Raw genomic sequence first — 17,744 nt, 5'->3', positions numbered from 1 at the left:
CCCGTGCAGTGCGGCGTGGTCGCGGTTCAGGGTTCGATGACGTCGGCGATGGGCCGCCGGTTGGTGAAGCAGGTCCGTGGCGCGTAGCCGAACCGCAGCACGAGCTGCGGGTCGTGCAGGGGGTCGACGGTGCGGCGCAGCCGTTCCCGCAGGGCCGGGACCTCGGTCGGCTGCGAGTACAGCGCCGTGGTCAGGCCGAGGTCGGCGGCCGTGAGCAGGGCGCTCTGCAGTGCCATCCCGGCGCGGACGGCGTCGTTGGGCTCGGCACCGAGCACGCCCAGCACGGCCACCACCGGCCGTCGGGCCGGGTCCCGGGTCATTTCGAGGACCGGGCCGCCGAAGTCGCGGCGGGTCATCAGCTCGTCCGGGTGCGGCGCGGCACCGGCCGCGGCTGGGCCGACCCCTTCGACACGGTGATCGGCCGCGATGCTCCAGGCCCGCTGCTCCGCGGAGCGGGCAGGGTCGGCGCGCAGCTGGGCGTCCGCGGCCCGGACGAGCCCGGCCACACGGTGGAGTGCCGCCTCGTCGGTCACGAAGGTGAGCCGTCCGCCTTCCCGGCGGACAGCTTCGGCCAGCTGGTGCGGCGCGGCGGTGTCCACCGGGGTGTCGGCGAACGGGCCGCGGTTGGTGTGCCGGCGCGGGATCTGGTGGTGCAGCCGGCGCTCCAGCGGTGTTGGCGGCCGCGGCCGATCCGGCCAGAGGTGCAGTAGGGTCCGTCCTGCCCCGAACCGGTACTGGGCCGGCAGGCCAGTCACGGCGAGGGCCAAGCGCAGATTGTATGCGGCGGCACCGCACGAGATCCGGGCCATCCGGCCGTGGTCGTCGCAGGCGGCAAGGAGTCGGCGTTCGTCGAGCAGGATGTCCACGCCGTCGCCGGTGTGGCGGAACCGCCACGGTTGAGTGTTGTGTATGGACGGCGCCCGAACGGCGGCACCGACCGCGTCGGTGAACGCCTTGGGGCTCCAGGTTCGCGGCGTCGCTATCGTCTTCATGACCGCACCTCCAGTCGGACGGAGCCGCTCCCTCCACCCTGCCGCGCGTGGCGCCGCCACCGGTAGGAGTCGAACGTCCCGACCTGCCCCGCTAACAGGGCGTGCCGCTGGCCGCGGTTGCCGGATCACCCGGATGAACCGGCGTCACTCGCCATCGGCAGCCCTGCCGCGTTGCGGGACGGGAAATTCGACGACCTCGCCGGGGGCGAGCAGGACTGTCTCGCCGCGGCAGGAGAGCTGGATCGGTGGCTGCCGGCTGGGACCGGCCTCGACCTGGACGGCGTCACCGGTGATTCGCAGCGTCAGTGGGTGCGCCCGGTAGCGGATGTCGAGTTCCAGCGCGCCCAGGTGGGGCGGCCAGTATGGATTGAGCACCAGCGTGTCGTCGCGGGTTTCCACACCGGCGAAGCAGCGCTGCAGAATGTCCACCGATCCGGCCATGGCGGCCAGGTGTATGCCCTCGGCGGTGGTGCCGCCCTGGATGTCGGCGACGTCGGTGTCGAGCGCCTCGACGAAGTACCGCAGCGCTTGTGCGCGATGGTTGCGGGCGAGGACCCATGCGTGCACCACCGCGCTGAGTGTGGAGCCGTGCGCGGTCCGGGACAGGTAGTATTCGATGTTCTTCGAGATCGCGTCGCGGGGCAACGAGTAGCCGAGCCGGTCGATCAGCATCCTGAGCTCGTCGGCGGACAGCAGGTAGAAGAGCATCAGCACGTCAGCCTGTTTGGATGCCTTGTAGCGGTTGGGGCTGTCGCCCTGCGACTCCAGGATGCGGTCCAGACGGCGGATGTCACCGAAGCGGTCGCGGTAGGCGTTCCAGTCGAGCTCGGCGAGATCCGCGTACCCGTCGAACTGGTCGATGATGCCGTCGGGCCGGATCGGCACGTACATCCGGCGGGAGATGTCCGCCCAGCGTTGCGGCTCACCGGGGGTGATGCCCAGCGTCTCGACCAGCGCCGCACGGCGATCGGCGCTGAGCAGGTCGAGAACGTCCAGCGCGCGGAGCATCACCCATGCCGTCAGGACGTTGGTGTACGCATTGTTGTCGATGCCCTCCTCGTCTGAGTGCGGGTAGCCGGTGTGGAACTCGTCCGGGCCCATCACCCCGCGGATGACGTAGCGGTCGCGGTCGTCGTCGTAGTCGGCGAGCCCGGCGAAGAAGCGGGCGATCTCCAGGATCATTTCGGCGCCGTAGTGGTTGAGGAATTCCAGGTCGCCGGCGACCTGGTAGTACTGCCAGACGTTGTACGCCACGGCGAGCCCGACGTGGCGTTGCAGCCTGGTCGAGTCCTTGACCCACCGCCCGGACAGCGGGTTGAGGTGCAGTCGTTGGCTCTCCTCCCGCCCGTCACTGCCGGACTGCCATGGATACATCGCCCCGCTGTGGCCGGCGGCGCGGGCGGCGGCGCGGGCCCACGGCAGCCGCCGGTACCGGTAGCGCAGCAGCGCGCGGCTGAGCAACGGCATCCGCAGATTCAGGATCGGGAAGACGAACAGTTCGTCCCACAGCACGTGTCCCCGGTACGCCTCGCCGTGCAACCCGCGGGCCGGGATTCCGACGTCGGCGTCGACGCTGTTCTCCGACACCGTCTGCAGCAGGTGGAACAGGTGCAGGCGCACCGTCGGCAGTACGCGGCTCTCCTCGCCCTGCATCGAGATGCGGAACCGCCGCCACAGGTGCCGCCATGCCAGCACGTGCTCGTCGAGCAGTTCGTCGAAGCCGGCCAGCCACCGTGACCGTTGCACCGCCTCGTCGGCGGGGTCGGAGATCGCGTTGTCCCTCGAGGTGTGGACGGTGACGAGCTTCTCGACGGTGACCTGCTCTCCGGCCGAGACGTCGATCTCGAGTTCGTGGCCGATGCGGCCCGGCTCCCGGTACACCCTGCGTCCGGCGTCGACCGCCCGTCCTCGGCGGAGGACCCGGGTGCGCGCCGCCTCGGCCACACGGATATGCGACTGGTTGGTCTGCACCACGCACAGCACGGTGTCCGTGCCCGCGGGTCCGGCGTCGAGCAGCTCCAGGTGCTGGCCGGCCAGGCCCTGGTAGCGGGCCACCCCACGGTTGCTGGTCGTGGCGTCGACCTCGGAGCGCACGGTCAACGTCCCCGACCAGCTCTCGGGGGTGAACGCGACCTGGAGCCCGCACACGTGCTCGTGGCGTTGATGCACGAACCGCCACTGGGTGACCGCAGTGACCCGGCCGTCGCCGTCACGGACGCGAAGCCGGCGGGTCAGCACTCCACGCAGCAGATCGAGCTCGTGCCGCTGGTCGAGCAGCTCCACGCCGGCCTGGCCCAACCACGGGCCATGGTCGGCTCGGAACGTCAGCGGCAGCCAGTTGGGCAGGTTCACCAGGCTTTCGTTCTCGACGGTCCCGCCCGCGGTCGAGTCCCGCATGCGGTTGTAGCAACCGGCGGCGTAGGTGCCCGGGTAGTAGGGTCCGCCGGCGTCGCGCTCAGGCAGGGCCCCGCGGGTGGCCAGGTAGCCATTGCCGAGCGTGCACAACGCTTCCCGCAGCCCTTCGCGGGCTGGCTCGGACCCGCCGAACTGCAGCGTCCACGCCTCCGTCACGGACACCCGTCCTACGAACCTGCCCGGTTCGCGCCGGACCGTTCGGCTACGCGGACCTGGTCCACTCCCACGGTGGTGCGCACCAGCGCCTCGGCGACCGAGCGCTCCGTGTCGTCGTCGAAGCTGCCGTCGACGGTCGCTGTGGCGTCGTGGACCGCGACCGGCCAACGGTGCCGCCCGCCGGCGTAGCTGTCGAGGCGCCGCTGCGCCTCGCGCTGCGCGGACCAGTCGGTGGGCAGGATCGTCCGCAGCACGTCGCACCGGCTGACGATGCCGACCACGTGCTCCTCGACGACCACCGGAACGCTGTGCACGCCCTGCTCCACCATGGCGGTCGCGATGGTGGCGACGTCGGCGTCGGGCCACGCCACCAGCGGTCGACTGGACATCACCTCGCCGATGCGCGGCGCGGGAGAGCCCCGGCCGCGCGGAGCCGCGCCGGCCTTCTGCTGCCGGAGGAGGTCAAGCTCGCTGATCAGCCCGACCAGGGCGTCTTGCTCGTCGACGACGGGCAGCGTGGTGATGGACTTCTGCTCCAGCAGCGCCACCGCGTCATCCAGCGGCGCGTCGGCACGCACGGTGTGCACCGGCGCTGTCATGATATCTCTGACGTGCATCGTCGACTCCTCAGTGGTGCGGCCTCCGGGTGGCGCCGGCCCGGCCAGGACGACGCCGCGGCCGGATCTCGCCTGCGCCTGCCTGCACGGCAATCGTCTCCTTCGCATCGTTCCTGCGATTCCATTCCCCGGGCGCTGCGACTCATGCCGAGCCGAAGGTCATGATGAGGCGAGCCTCCGTACGGACTCGACGACGCCCGATCTCGCCGGCTCGAAGTGCTCGCCGAGCTCATGCGTTCAGGGTGAGCCCGCCCGAGTGAACGCAGAACAACTGGGGAGATAGGACCGGCAACTGTCCCGCCGGACGGAGGGAGCGGGGGGTTCCCATGACCGGGTTGTGCACCGACATGTACGAGGTGCGGATGGCGGCGGCCTACCTGCGTCGGGCGATGGCCGGGCCGGCGACGTTCAGCCTGTTCGCCAGGCGCCTGCCGGCGGACCGCGGGTTTCTGGTGGCGGCCGGACTGGCGGAGGCGCTGGACTTCCTCGAGGGCTTCCGGTTCGAGGAGGACGAGGTCGAGTACCTGCGGCAGGTCGCCGCGTTGGATGCCCGGTCGCTGGCGGCGCTGCGCGAGATGACGTTCACCGGCGACGTGTGGGCCGTGCCGGAAGGTCGGCTGGTCTTCGCCGACGAACCGCTGCTGGAGGTCACCGCACCGTTCGCCGAGGCGCAACTGGTCGAGACCGCGGTCCTCAACGTGATCACCTTCGGCACGACGGTCGCCAGCAAGGCGGCCCGCTGCCGGCTCGCCGCGCCGGACGCCGAACTGATCGACTTCGCGTTCCGCCGCACCCAGGGCCTGGGCGCGGCGGCGACCGTGGCGCGGTGCTCGGCGATCGCCGGTTTCGCAGCGACCAGCAACCTTGCCGCCGCCCGCCGCTACGGGCTGCGCCCGTCGGGGACGATGGCGCACTCGTACGTCGAGGCATTCCCCGACGAGCGATCGGCGTTCCGCGCGTTCGCCACGGACTTCCCGGACCATCCGATCTTCCTGGTCGACACCTACGACACCGAGGCGGGCCTGCACGCCGCCGTGGACGTCGCGGCCGAGCTGGGCCGGATCGACCGGCTCGGAGTCCGGTTGGACTCCGGCGACCTCGCCGTGCTCGCCGGCCGGGCGCGGCAGATCCTCGACGCCGGAGGGCTGCGCCATGCCACGATCGTCGCGAGCGGCGGACTTGACGAGCACGCCATTGCCGCACTGGTCGCGCAGGGCGCACCGATCGACGCTTACGGCGTCGGCACCAAGATGGGCGTCTCCGCGGACGCCCCGTCGCTCGACAGCGCCTACAAACTCGTCGCGTACGGCGACCGCCCGGTGATGAAGCTGTCCACCGGCAAGGTCACCTGGCCCGGCACCAAACAGGTGTACCGGCATCCCCGCGCCGACGAGGGGGACGTGCTCGCCCTGCGCGAGGAGCCGGCACCTTCCGGGCGCGAACCGCTGCTGGTGCCGGTCATGCTCGGCGGGCGGCGCACCGAACCGGGCGACCCGGCCGGCGACCTCCGGGCGGCCCGGGACCGGTGCGCCACCGAACTGCACTGGCTGCCTGCGGCGGCCCGGCGGCTGACCGGACCGGTACCCGTACCGGTGCACGCCACCACCCCGCTGCACACGCTCGCCGCGCGGCTGACCGCCAAGCTCTGCGCCGGCTGAACACGCACCGTCCGGACTGCCGCTGCGAGGTCGGCACCGACCCCGTAGGACACGCCGTGACCACGACTGCTTGTCGCCGCGGGGGCGGCGTCCGGGAAGCTGCGGTCAGGTGGCGCCGGCCGTGCAGAGCCAGTCGGCTGCCGCGCTGATGGTGGCCAGCTTCGGATAGTCGTCCTCGTCGATGCGGATACCGGTGCGTCCGGTGAGCTGTTCGACGACGCGCAGGAAGTCCAGCGAGTCCAGTTCGAACGCCTCGCGCAGCTCGGCGTCCGGTGGCACGGCCGCCGGGTCGACGTCGGGGGCGACCTCGCGCAGCGCCGCGCGGATCGCCTCGGTTGCCTCGTCGCGGTTCATAGCTCCTCCGGTTTCTGCACGAGCCGGGCGATGCGGCTGAGGAAGCGGGAGCCGATCGCACCGTCGGTGGCCCGATGGTCGGCGGCCAGGCCGACGCTGACGACGGGCCGGACGCCGATCAGCCCGTCGACCGCCCACGGCCGGTCGACGATGCGCCCGAACCCCACGAGCGCGACCTGGGGCGGGTAGATGACCCCGAGGATCGACTCGCTGCCCTGCTCGCCGACGTTGGAGACGGTGATGGTCGGGTCGGCCATCTCCGAACCGCGCAGCCGGCCGCCGCGGCTGCGGGTGACCAGATCCCGCATCCGGGCCATGAGCGCGGCCAGATCGAGCTGGTCGGCGTCGTGGATGGCGGGGGCGACGAGCCCGCCGCCACGCAGCGAGACCGCGACACCGACGTGGACACCGCCGCCGGGCACGAACCCGTGCTCGCCCCAGAAGCCGTTGAGCTGCGGCACCTGGCGTGCGGCCAGCGCGGACGCCTTGAGCAGCAGCGCCGCCGGCACGATCCGCCGGGTCACCGGCAGCCGGCGGTTGCGCTCGCGCAGCCAGGTCATGGCGGCGGCGAGGTCCACGCTCTCGGTCAGGTAGTAGTGCGGGATCTCGCGCTTGGACCTGGCCATGAGCGCGGCGATCGTCGTCCGCATGGTGGCGGTCCGGTCCGCCGCGGCGGACGCCGCCACTGGTGCGTTCGGTGCGCGCCGGACCACGGTGTCCGCGGCGTGGCGCACCTGGCCGGCGTGCACGACGCCGTCCGCCGCGGTGGGCACCGCGGTGAGGTCCACCTGGAGCTCGCGGGCCAGGCGGCGCGCCAGCGGTGTGCTCCGCACCCGGGTGGGAGCGGCCGCCGCCCGCTCGACGTCGATGCGCATGATGCGGGCGCCGGGGCCACTGCCGTGCAGCGCGGTGAGGTCGACGTGACGGGCGGCAGCGAGCCGGCGTACCAGTGGCGACAGGACCGAGGACGGCCCGCCGCCGTCGCCCGTCGGCGGCGCGGGCGCCCGCACGGCGGCCGGCGGTGGTGCACCGGCAGGTGGTGCGGTGTCAGGTGGTGCGGTGTCAGGTGGTGCGGTGGGCGGTGGCGCGGCGTCGGCGATGGTGGCCAGCACGGTGCCGACCGGGACGCGGTGCCCCGGCTCGACGACGAGGTCCTGGACGACGCCGTCGGTGAAGCATTCGACGTCGATGGCGGCCTTGTCGGTGTCGACCACCGCGACGATGTCACCGTGGTGGACGGGGTCGCCGGGGTGCACGAGCCACTCCAGCAGCGTCCCGTCCGTCATGTCCGCGCCGAGCGACGGCATCCGGAACTCGCTCACGACGCACCGACCAGATCCCGCGCGGCGCGGACGATACCGGCCGGCTGCGGCAGGGCGGACGCCTCGAGGTGCTGCGCGTACGGCAGCGGCACCTCCGCCGAACAGACCCGGCCCACCGGCGCGTCGAGCTCGTAGAACGCCTGCTCCACGATGCGCGTGGTGATCTCCGCGGCGAGACTGCCGGAGCGCCAGCCCTCGTCGACGATCAGCGCGCGATGGGTGCGGGCGACGGACTCCATCACGGTCGCGTCGTCGAGGGGCCGCAGCACCCGCAGGTCGATCACTTCGGCGTCGATGCGGCTGCCGGCCAGTTCCTCGGCGGCGGTCAACGTCTTGCCCAGCGTGCCGCCGTAGGTGATGATCGTGACGTCCCGGCCGGCCCGCCGTATCCGGGCGCGGTCCAGGTCGGTGGGGCCAGCGTCGTCGGGCAGGTCGCCGCTGGTGTTGTACAGCGAGCCGTGTTCGAAGACGAGCACCGGGTCCGGGTCCTGCAGCGCCGTCCACAGCATCCCGCGGGCGTCGGCGACCGTCGCCGGCGCGGCGATGCGCAACCCCGGGATGTGCGCGTACCAGCCTTCGAGACTGTGCGAGTGCTGCGCCGCCAGTTGCCGGCCGCCGCCGGTCGTCATCCGGATCACCAGCGGCACGCCGCACTGGCCGGCGGACATGTGCCGCAGCGTCGCCGCGTTGTTCATGATCTGGTCCAGGGCGAGCAGGCTGAAGTTGACGGTCATGATCTCCACGACGGGTCGCATGCCGTTCATGGCGGCGCCGATACCCGCGCCGACGAAGGCCGACTCCGACAGCGGCGTGTCGCGGATCCGTTCGGGACCGAACTCCTCCAGCAGCCCGAGGCTCACGCCGAACGCGCCGCCGTAACGGCCCACGTCCTCGCCCATGAGGAAGACGCGATCGTCGCGCCGCAGCGCGTCGCGCAGCGCCTCCCGCATCGCCTCCCGGTAGGTGATCTCAGTCATGGCGGGTGCGCTGCTCGGCGACCAGGAAGCGGGTGAGGTCGGCGACGTCCTCGACCGGTGCCGCGTCGGCTGCGGCGACGGCGGCGTCGATCTCCGCGGCGACCGCCGCCTCCATCGCGGCCAACGCGGCGGCGTCGACGGCCCCGCCGTCGGTCAGCTGCTTGAGGAGCCGGTCGATGGGGTCGCGCCGCTTCCACCGGGCGATCTCCGCCTTGTCCCGGTACCGGTCAGGGTCGTACATCGAGTGGGCCCGGAACCGGTACGTGCGCAGCTCCAGGAAGAACGGGCCGCGGCCGCGCACGGACGCGACGGCGTCGAGCGCGGCGGCCCGCACGGCGAGCACGTCCATGCCGTCCACGGCGGCCGACGGCATGCCGTACGACCTGGCTCGCGCGGCCAGGTCGGTGACGGCGTGGGTGCGCTCCAGTGCGGTACCCATGGCGTACCGGTTGTTCTCGCAGCAGAACAGGACGGGCAGCCGCCACAGCGCGGCCAGGTTCATGCACTCGTGGAACTCGCCCTCCGCCACGGCGCCGTCGCCGAAGAAGCACGCGGTCACCGTGGAACGCCCCCGCATCCGGTCGGCCAGTGCCAGCCCGACCGCGAGCGGCAGGCCACCGGCGACGATCGCGTTGCCGCCGTAGAAACCCCGCCCGACGTCGAACAGGTGCATGGAGCCGCCCCGGCCGCGGCTGCAGCCGGTGATCCTGCCGAACATCTCGGCCGTGACCGCCTCGGCGCTGACGCCGCGGACGAGTGCGTGGCCGTGCTCGCGGTACGTGGACACGATGGCGTCAGCCGCGGACAGCGCCCCGATCGCGCCGACCGCGACGGCCTCTTCGCCGATGTACAGGTGCATGAAGCCGCGGATCTTCGCCGCGCTGTACAGCTGCACGCACCGCTCCTCGAACCGGCGCACCCGGACCATCTGCCGGAGCAGCTCCAGGCGCGGGTCGGCCGGGGCGGCCGGCCGGGTCGCCGGCTGGACGACCGGCTCGGTTCCGGCGGTCATCGCGACACCTCCAACGTGGACAGGTCGCCCTCGGGCAGGCCGAGCTCGCGGGCCTTGAGCAGCCGCCGCATCACCTTGCCGCTGCGCGTATGGGGCAGGTGCTGGTCGAAGGCGATCTCCTTCGGGGCGAGCGCGGCGAGCCGGCGCCTGCCGAGTGCAAGCAGCTCGAGCCGCAGCGCGTCGATCGGCCGATACCCGGGCTTCAGCGACACGAACGCCTTGACGACCTCGCCGGCCACGGCGTCGGGCTTGCCGATGACGCCGACCTCGGCGACCGCCGGGTGCTCCATGAGGACACTCTCGACCTCGAACGGACCGATCAGGTGCCCCGCCGACTTGATGATGTCGTCTCCCCGGCCGACGAACCAGTAGTAGCCCTCGCCGTCGCGTCTGGCCAGGTCCCCGCTGAGATACCAGCCACCGGCGAACGCGGCGCGGTAGCGCTCCTCGTCGCCGAGGTAGCCGCGGAACATCGACGGCCAGCCGGGGCGCAGGGCGAGCTCGCCGACCGCGCCCGGGGTGTCCAGGACGCGGACGGCGCCGTCGACGACCCGGGCCCGCCCGTCATCGCCCCGCTCCAGCAGCGCCGCCTCGACGCCGGGGATCGGCCTGCCCATGGAGCCGGGTTTGACGTCCATGCCCGCGTAGTTGCTGATCATGATCGCGCCGGTCTCGGTCTGCCACCACGTGTCATGCGCGGGCCGGCCGAACACCTCCCGCGTCCACATCACCGTCTCCGGGTTGAGCGGCTCACCGACCGAGGCGATGAACCGCAATGCCGACAGGTCGTGCCGGCGGGCCAGCTCCGCGCCGTGCCGCATGAGCATCCGCAGCGCCGTCGGCGCCGTGTACCAGTTCGTGACCCGCAGCCGCTGCAGCGTGTCGTACCAGCGGGGAGCGTCGAACTCGGCCGCGTCGACGACGACTGTGGCGCCGTGCACCAGCGGCGCGACGATGCCGTACGAGGTGCCGGTCACCCAACCGGGGTCGGCGGTGCACCAGAACACGTCGTCGGGGCGCAGGTCGAGGGCGTACAGGCCGGTGGCGTAGTGCGCCACGACGGCCTCGTGCACGTGGACCGCGCCCTTGGGATGGCCGGTGGTGCCGCTGGTGAAGTGCAGCAACGCCATGTCGTCCGGGTCCGTCGGCGGCACCTCGAACGTGTCCGCCGCCGCGTCGACCGCGGCCGTGAACGACTCGGTGCCCTCCGGCGCGGGGCCGTCGCCGACGACCAGCACGTGACGCAGCTCCGGCAGGTCGGCACGGATCGGCGCCACCCGCCGCCGGTACAGCTCGGGTGTGGTCACCAGGACCTTGCCGCCGCCACGGTGCAGCCGCTCCCGGACCGGTTCGGGACCGAACGCAGGGAACAGCGGCGCGCACACGCTGACGGCGCGCAGCGTGCCGAGCGCCGCCACGTACAGCTCGGGGGTGCGGCCGAGCAGGGTGAACACCCGGTCACCACGGCCGATGCCGCGGGCGCGCAGCGCGTTGGCGAAGCGGCTCGTGCGCCGGGCCAGCTCCGCGTACGTGACGTCCCGCACGGCGCCGGAGCGGTCCAGGCAGCGCAGTGCGACGGCACCGGCCCGCTCACCGACGGCGTGCCGGTCGACCGCCTCGTAGCCGATGTTCAGCCCTCGGCCACCGGGCAGGCCGGACAACCACGATCGGGCGTGCTGCCAGCTGAAGTCGTGCCGGACCCAGGCGTAGTCGGCCAGGTTGGCCCGCTCGCGGTCGGCCGTCGTCTTGCGGATGCGTTCGCTCATCGCGGTGCCATCTCCGTTCGGGAGGAACGGCTGCGTCACGAATTGCCCGTCGTATCCAGCGTCGCGCGGATCGTCCGGCACGCCCAGCGCTATTGGGACGGCAGCGGCCAGGCCAGAGCCGCGTTCCGTCGAAGGCGCGTGGCCGTCGGCGACCTCGCACTCCATGCCGGGATGGTGATTGTTCGGGGGACGAGCGACTGGTCGAGCGCCAACCGCGGCTCATCTGACTGGGACGGCGCCGGGTCCGCGGGGCATGGTCGAGGCATGGTTACGGTCAAGGAACCGCGTGAGCAGGTGTTCAACGGCACGTTCGACGGCAACGACACCGCTGGCTGGTTCTCCGCCGGCACGGCGTTGGCGGCGGCCGACGGGAAGCTGCGGGTGCAGGTACCGGGCGGCACGCAGCAGCGCTGGGACGTGCTCGTCGGCGAGAACGACATCCGGTTGAACGCCAACACCCCGTACGCGATCTCGTTCACCGCGTCGGCCAGCCGGCCGGTGACGATCAAGGCGCAGGTCCAGCTCGGTGACAAGCCGTACACGCCGACGTGGGCGCAGGACGTGCAGCTCACCACGGACCCGCAGCAGTACCACTACTCGTTCACCTCCAACCTCGACACCGGCCGGGGCCAGGTCTCCTTCCAGCTCGGCGGCTCCGGCGAGGCGTGGACGTTCACCCTCGACGACGTCTCCCTGGTCGGCGGCGAACCGGCGGGCTGGTACGTCCCGGAGACGGACCCGCCGGTGCGGGTCAACCAGGTCGGCTACCTGCCGGACGGGCCGAAGCGCGCGACCGTGGTGACCGACGCGCCCGACCCGCGGCCCTGGCAGGTCGTGTCCGGCGCGGGCGAGGTCGTGGCGTCCGGCCGGTCGACCCCGCGCGGCCTGGACGCGTCGTCGGGGCAGAAGGTGCACACCGTCGACTTCTCGGCGGTGACCGCGCCCGGCACGGGCTACGTGCTGCGCGTCGATGGGCAGCAGAGCTTCCCGTTCACGGTCGCCAACTCCATCTACGACCGGCTGCGCCGCGACGCGCTGCACTTCTTCTACGTGCAGCGCAGCGGTATCACCATCGACGACGCGTTCGTGCCCGGCTACGCCCGGCCGGCGGGTCACGTCGGTGTGCCGCCGAACCAGGGCGACACGAGCGTGCCGTGCCAGCCCGGCACCGGCGACTACCGGCTCGACGTGCGCGGCGGCTGGTACGACGCCGGCGACCACGGCAAGTACGTCGTCAACGGCGGCATCGCCACCGCCCAGCTGCTCGGCCTGTACGAGCGTGCCGTGACCGCGAAGACCGGCCACCCGGCCGCGCTCGGCGACGGCACCCTCGACATCCCGGAACACGGCAACAAGGTCCCGGACGTGCTCGACGAGGCCCGCTGGGAGCTGGAGTTCATGCTGCGCATGCAGGTCCCGGACGGCAGACCGAACGCCGGCATGGCCCACCACAAGGTCCACGACCGCGGCTGGACGGACCTGCCCTGCCTGCCCGACCAGGACCCCAAGGTCCGCGAGCTGCATCCGCCGTCGACCGCGGCGACGCTCAACCTCGCCGCGACCGCGGCGCAGGCCGCCCGGCTGTACCGGCCGTTCGACGCGGCGTTCGCCGACCGCTGCCTGGCCGCGGCACGCACCGCGTGGAAGGCCGCGCAGGAGCATCCGGCGATGTACGCCAGGCCGGACGACACCGACGGCGGCGGCGCCTACGACGACGACGACGTCCGCGACGAGTTCTACTGGGCCGCGGCCGAGCTGTTCATCACGACCGGCGAGCAGCCGTTCCTGGACTACCTGCGCTCCTCGCCGTACTGGACCGGCGACGCGTTCCGCGACACCGGCCCCGGCTGGAAGTTCGTCGCGGCGCTCGGCCGGATCGATCTGGCCACCGTGCCCAGCAAGCTGGCCGGCAACGACCGCGACGCCGCCCGCAACTCGGTGCGCGAGGCCGCCGACCACTACCTGCAGACCATCCGCGACCAGGCCTACGGCGTGCCGATCGGGGAGAACGGATACACGTGGGGCTCCACGAGCGTGATCCTCAACAAGCTCATGGTCATCGCCACCGCCTTCGACCTGACCGGCGACCAACGCTACCGCGACGGGGTCCTGGAAGGTCTCGACTTCATCCTCGGCCGCAACGCGCTCAACAACTCCTACGTCACCGGCTACGGCAGCCGTTGCTCACACAACCAGCACAGCCGCATCTACGGCCACCAGCTCGACCCCAGGCTACCCCAGCCGCCGGCGGGCTCGATCGCCGGTGGACCAAATCCCGGCCTGGAGGACCCGAAGGCGAAGAAGGTCCTGTTCCACACGCCCAGCGGGGAGCCTCCCAAACCGCAGTTCTGCTACCTGGACGACATCGAGTCCTGGTCCACCAACGAGGTCGCGATCAACTGGAACTCCGCGCTGGCCTGGGTCGCGTCCTTCGCCGCCGGCCAACGCCCGCCCGGCGACAACGACGGGCCGTACCGCGTCGGCGACGTGACCGTCCGCCTGAGCGGCGACCACCAGGTCGACGTCGTGGTGCCGGTCGGCTGGTCCTTGCACGTCGAATCGGCCGCGACGGGGCGATGAAACCCCCGCCGGTACACCGCCGATGCGGGGGGTGATTCGGATGAACGGGAAAGTGCAGCTGCCGGCAAGCTTCGTGAACCAGGCCGGTGACGACCTCGCCGGTCCGACCAAGCAGGAGCTCATCGCGCTCAACCTGCTCGAAGCCGACGGCACCAGCGTCACCGGCTGGAAAACGCCGTTCGACAAGCAGGCGATCACGGCGGGCGCCCTGGCTGTCAGCAAGTGGACGGGCGCGGCGATCGCCTCGGTCGGCGGCGTCGCCACCGTCCTCGCGACGATCGCGGCGTTCACCGCGACCGAGCGCATCGCGTACGCGGCCTCGGCGACCGTCCTGCTGGTCGGCGTCGCGCTCGCACTGGCCCTGATCGTGCGCGCCGACGTCACGGCCCGCGCCACCGCGACGGCGGCGATGTACCAGGCACGCGCCCAGGTGGCGAAGAGCTTCCTCACCACCACCGGCGCCGTCCTCGGGTCAGAGCCGCAGTACTGGGCCAAGTCCAACAAGGACAACCACTGGCATCCGATCAGCGAGTTCAAACAACAGGGCCGCGAGATCGTCGCGGTGGGCCCGGACGGCTTGCCCTTGCACCTCGCCGAGATCGACGACCTGGAGATCTCCCACGTGCACTCAGTGCGCTGACCTCGACCCGTTCCGCCGCGGTGCGAGGAGGCCGGCGGTGGGATCGCCGCCGCCGGCCTCGTGGTGCTCAGTACCTTCTGGTCGTCTGGTGCCGGGCCGTGCGGCCTGCACCAGGTGCTACCGGTTGAACTGGAACCAGTTGAGGTTGACGAAGTCGGTGCCCGCGGTGCCGGTGAAGGTGAGGAACACCGGGTGGACGCCGGTGGCTGTGCCGGTCAGGTTGGTGGTGGTGCTGGTCCAGGCTTGCCAGCCGCCGGTGGAGGTGACTGGGACGCTGGCGATGATCGGGCCGGTGGTGGAGTCCAGGCGGTACTGGATGGTGCCGCTGGACGCGCCGGAGGCCAGCCGCGTGGTCACCGACACCGCGGTCGGGGTGCCGAAGTCCACGTTGGTGTAGCCGAGCCAGTCGCCGGGCGTGACGTAGCCGACGTTCTGGCCGCCGCCGGTGTCGGTGGTGGTCTCGGTCTGGGTGCCGGACTGGCTGCCGAAGCTCTCCGCCTGCCGCACGCCGTACGCGTTGGGCAGTGCGCTGCCCGCGTTGAACTGCAGCCAGTTGAGGTTGACGAAGTCGGTGCCCGCGGTGCCGGTGAAGGTGAGGTACAGCCGGTGGACGCCGGTGGCGGTGCCGGTCAGGTTGGTGGTGGTGCTGGTCCAGGCTTGCCAGCCGCCGGTGGAGGTGACGGGGACGCTGGCGATGATCGGGCCGGTGGTGGAGTCCAGGCGGTACTGGATGGTGCCGCTGGACGCGCCGGAGGCCAGCCGGGTGGTGACCGAGGCCGGCGACGCCGCGCCGAAGTCGAGGTCGTAGGCGAGCGTGTCGCCCGGCGTGATGTAGCCGATGCTCTGGCCGCCGCCGGTGTCGGTGGTGGTCTCGGTCTGCGTCCCGGTCTGGGCGTTGTAGCTCTCGGCCTGGATCTGGGTGTACGCGCTGCGCGTCGGCTGGGAAGTGCTCCACGGGACCTGCGGCGAGCTGTAGTAGTTGATCCCCTGCACCGTCCACCGTGGACCCTGCGCGCCGAGCCGCACCTTGAAGGTGTCCCAGTTGCGTGCCGACTGCGGCGACCACGCCAGCTCGGCCAGTGCCGGCAGCCGCGGGAACGCCATGAACTCGATGTCGGCCAGTTTGGTGATCGTCTCTGTCCACATGGGAGCCTCGACGCCGATGATCGCGCTGGCCGGCACGCCGGAGAGGTAGGCGCCCGGGTCCCAGTTGTAGGCGGTCTGCACCTCGATCAGGCCCGCCCAGCTGAGGCCGATCGGGGTCGCGTTGGTGTACTTCATGTCCAGGTACGCCTTGTTCGCCGGCGACAGCAGGATCTTGTCGCCCTTGCTCACCGCCGCGCTCAGGTCCGCGTCCGATGTGGACGTTCCCCAGTACTGCGCGACCCGGTTCGTCGTGTGGTTGGCCTGCCCGACCTGGTGCCAGCCCATGACGGTCTTGCCGGCCGCGCCGACGAAGGGCTGCACGCGGTTCATGAACGTGGTGTAGTCCGCCGGCGGCGTGCTGGACGCCTCGTCGCCGCCGATGTGCAGGTACGGCCCGGGGGTGATCGCGGCGAGCTCGTTGAGCACCTGCTGCACGAAGGTGTACGTGATCTCCTTGCTGACGCACAGCGAGCTGAAGCCGACGTTCGTGCCGGTGTACAGCGGCGGGGCCGTGTTGTTGCAGTTGAGCTGCGCGTAGGAGGCGAGCGCGGTGTTGGTGTGTCCCGGCATGTCGATCTCGGGCACGATGGTGATCTGCCGCGACGCCGCGTAGGAGACCAGGTCGGAGTACTGCGCCTTGGTGTAGTAGCCGCCCGCGCCGCCGCCCACCTGGGTGCTGCCGCCGATGGTGGTCAGCTGCGGCCAGGCGTCGATCACGATGCGCCAGCCCTGGTCGTCGGAGAGGTGCAGGTGCAGGGTGTTGATCTTGTACTGGGCGATCTCGTCGATGTAACGCTTCACCACGTCGGGGGCGAAGAAGTGCCGCGAGACGTCGAGCATCGCGCCGCGGTAGGCGTACCGCGGGTAGTCGACGATCCGCCCGCCGCTGATCGTCCACGGGCCGCTCTGGACGGTCCTCGCCTCGACCGTCGCCGGCAGCAGCTGCCGCAGCGTCTGCACCCCGTTGAACAGTCCGGCCGCGGTCTGCGCGCGGAGCGTGACGGCGGCGGCGGTCACGTCGAGCTGGTAGCCCTCGGTGCCCACGCTCGGGTCGGCGCCGGACAGCAGCAGTGCGATGCCGCTCGTCGGTGTGCCGGTCGTGGTCGAGACCGGCAGCGCGTAGCCGGTTGACGGGCGGAGGATGCCGGCGAGGTAGTTGCCGGCGTCGGTGGCGCCGGCCGCGGTCTGGATCGCGGCGTTCGACGGCAGTGTGTAGGTCACGCCGGCGGCGGGCTGCGCCGACACCGGCGCGGGCACGACGTCGGAGAGGCTCACCGCGGCGCCGGCGGGGGAGGCCGCCAGGAGTAAGGCGGCGCCGGCGGCGGCGGTCGCGACCGCCACGGCGGAGGCGAGCAGCGGGTTGCGCGGAGAACGGTGCACGGCATCCTCCAGTGAAACTGTTAAGTTTCCTGCTAGTTTGACGGCACGCTATGTCCCACGCGGGAAGGTGTCAAGGGACCCGCCTCCCTGCTCCACCCGCTGCCACAACCCGTCCGGCACGATCTGCGGCTACCGACGGGTGATCAAAGTCGAGCGGGCGTTGTCCGGACTGCCATTGAGCAAGGCGAAGTCGTAATCTCCGTCGCCGTCGGGGGTCAACGCATAGCCGCAGTACCTCCCGGTCAGGACAGGCGGGGTGGTCGCTGTGGTGTGGCGCGTGAGGTACGCCCACGCGTCGTCGACCAGGCGGACGCAAGCGATGCCGTGGGCTTTGGCGAACTCGATGGCGCCGCTCTGGAAGCCGGTGGCGGCCACCACGACGCCCTTCTGGGCGCCCGTGGACTGGAGCTTGGTGAGCAGCACCTGGACGTCGGACCGTTTGACGGGGTCCTTGTGACGCTTGCACTCGAACAGGATCAGGAAGTCCATGCCCGCCAGCTGGAACCGCGCCGTGACGTCCATGACGTAGGTCCCGTCCAGCCCTTCGAGTGGGTCGAGGTGTTTGACCTCCCAGCCCACCAGCTCCAGGTCCATCGACCCGGCGATCGCGGCGACTGCTTCCTCGTACCCCTTCGGCGTGATGTCGAACGACGGCCAATGGTCTTCCTCGCCCGCCGCGGCAGTCGTAGCCGGGGAATTGTCGCTCATGATGCCCGCTCTCGGTGAGGA

At 71.5% G+C, this 17,744-nt stretch carries 13 protein-coding genes; 3 read left to right on the top strand and 10 right to left on the bottom strand.

The window, feature by feature from the left end; genetic code table 11:
* Positions 1–26 precede the first annotated feature (26 nt).
* The 3 genes from OP18_RS27985 to OP18_RS27975 form a co-directional block, all read right to left on the bottom strand.
* On the bottom strand, positions 27–992 hold the full coding sequence (locus tag OP18_RS27985; protein ID WP_063745613.1) for an Acg family FMN-binding oxidoreductase: 966 nt from the start codon (positions 990–992) through the stop codon (positions 27–29).
* A gap of 144 nt (positions 993–1,136) precedes the next feature.
* Positions 1,137–3,569 (bottom strand): glycoside hydrolase family 65 protein, encoded by a 2,433-nt coding sequence (locus OP18_RS27980; protein ID WP_169788967.1) that lies wholly within the window; start codon positions 3,567–3,569, stop codon positions 1,137–1,139.
* A 5-nt stretch (positions 3,570–3,574) separates the two neighbouring features.
* Positions 3,575–4,162 (bottom strand): CBS domain-containing protein, encoded by a 588-nt coding sequence (locus OP18_RS27975; protein WP_281179538.1) that lies wholly within the window; start codon positions 4,160–4,162, stop codon positions 3,575–3,577.
* 344 nt (positions 4,163–4,506) lie between these two features.
* On the opposite strand from OP18_RS27975, the gene OP18_RS27970 reads away from it, so the two are divergent.
* Entirely contained in the window at positions 4,507–5,838 is a 1,332-nt protein-coding gene (locus OP18_RS27970; RefSeq protein ID WP_033362046.1) for a nicotinate phosphoribosyltransferase, read from the top strand.
* 105 nt (positions 5,839–5,943) lie between these two features.
* On the opposite strand, the gene OP18_RS27965 is transcribed toward OP18_RS27970, so the two are convergent.
* From OP18_RS27965 to acsA, 5 genes are read right to left on the bottom strand one after another with little or no spacing between them, the layout of a single operon-like run.
* Positions 5,944–6,192 carry an acyl carrier protein gene (locus OP18_RS27965; protein ID WP_033362045.1) on the bottom strand — a complete coding sequence of 83 codons (249 nt, stop codon included), beginning with the start codon at positions 6,190–6,192 and terminating at the stop codon, positions 5,944–5,946.
* On the bottom strand, positions 6,189–7,514 hold the full coding sequence (locus OP18_RS27960; protein ID WP_033362044.1) for a dihydrolipoamide acetyltransferase family protein: 1,326 nt from the start codon (positions 7,512–7,514) through the stop codon (positions 6,189–6,191). Before OP18_RS27960 ends, OP18_RS27965 begins: the two co-directional genes overlap by 4 nt.
* Positions 7,511–8,491: an alpha-ketoacid dehydrogenase subunit beta gene (locus OP18_RS27955; RefSeq protein ID WP_033362043.1), complete on the bottom strand. Its 981-nt coding sequence runs from the start codon at positions 8,489–8,491 to the stop codon at positions 7,511–7,513. The genes OP18_RS27960 and OP18_RS27955 overlap by 4 nt, the downstream gene beginning before the upstream one ends.
* Entirely contained in the window at positions 8,484–9,503 is a 1,020-nt protein-coding gene (gene pdhA / locus OP18_RS27950; RefSeq protein WP_211273700.1) for a pyruvate dehydrogenase (acetyl-transferring) E1 component subunit alpha, read from the bottom strand. Before pdhA ends, OP18_RS27955 begins: the two co-directional genes overlap by 8 nt.
* Positions 9,500–11,269, bottom strand: a complete 1,770-nt coding sequence (gene acsA, locus OP18_RS27945; RefSeq protein WP_033362080.1) for an acetate--CoA ligase — start codon at positions 11,267–11,269, stop codon at positions 9,500–9,502. Before acsA ends, pdhA begins: the two co-directional genes overlap by 4 nt.
* A gap of 264 nt (positions 11,270–11,533) precedes the next feature.
* Between acsA and OP18_RS27940 the strand changes: the two genes are divergently transcribed.
* Positions 11,534–13,849 carry a glycoside hydrolase family 9 protein gene (locus OP18_RS27940; RefSeq protein WP_063745612.1) on the top strand — a complete coding sequence of 772 codons (2,316 nt, stop codon included), beginning with the start codon at positions 11,534–11,536 and terminating at the stop codon, positions 13,847–13,849.
* A gap of 40 nt (positions 13,850–13,889) precedes the next feature.
* On the top strand, positions 13,890–14,489 hold the full coding sequence (locus OP18_RS27935; RefSeq protein WP_156089840.1) for a hypothetical protein: 600 nt from the start codon (positions 13,890–13,892) through the stop codon (positions 14,487–14,489).
* 117 nt (positions 14,490–14,606) lie between these two features.
* Here OP18_RS27935 and OP18_RS53185 read toward each other — a convergent pair whose 3' ends face one another.
* Together OP18_RS53185 and OP18_RS53180 are read right to left on the bottom strand one after the other, a co-directional pair.
* On the bottom strand, positions 14,607–17,015 hold the full coding sequence (locus tag OP18_RS53185) for a family 20 glycosylhydrolase (protein WP_052387456.1): 2,409 nt from the start codon (positions 17,013–17,015) through the stop codon (positions 14,607–14,609).
* Positions 17,016–17,144: 129 nt separating this feature from the next.
* Entirely contained in the window at positions 17,145–17,723 is a 579-nt protein-coding gene (locus tag OP18_RS53180) for a restriction endonuclease (protein ID WP_052387455.1), read from the bottom strand.
* Between the last annotated feature and the right edge of the window lie 21 nt (positions 17,724–17,744).

The organism is Dactylosporangium aurantiacum (assembly GCF_000716715.1).
Classification (GTDB): domain Bacteria; phylum Actinomycetota; class Actinomycetes; order Mycobacteriales; family Micromonosporaceae; genus Dactylosporangium; species Dactylosporangium aurantiacum.
The sequence above is the reverse complement of the archived record's forward strand: the minus strand, read 5'-3'. Positions and strand labels throughout refer to the sequence as shown.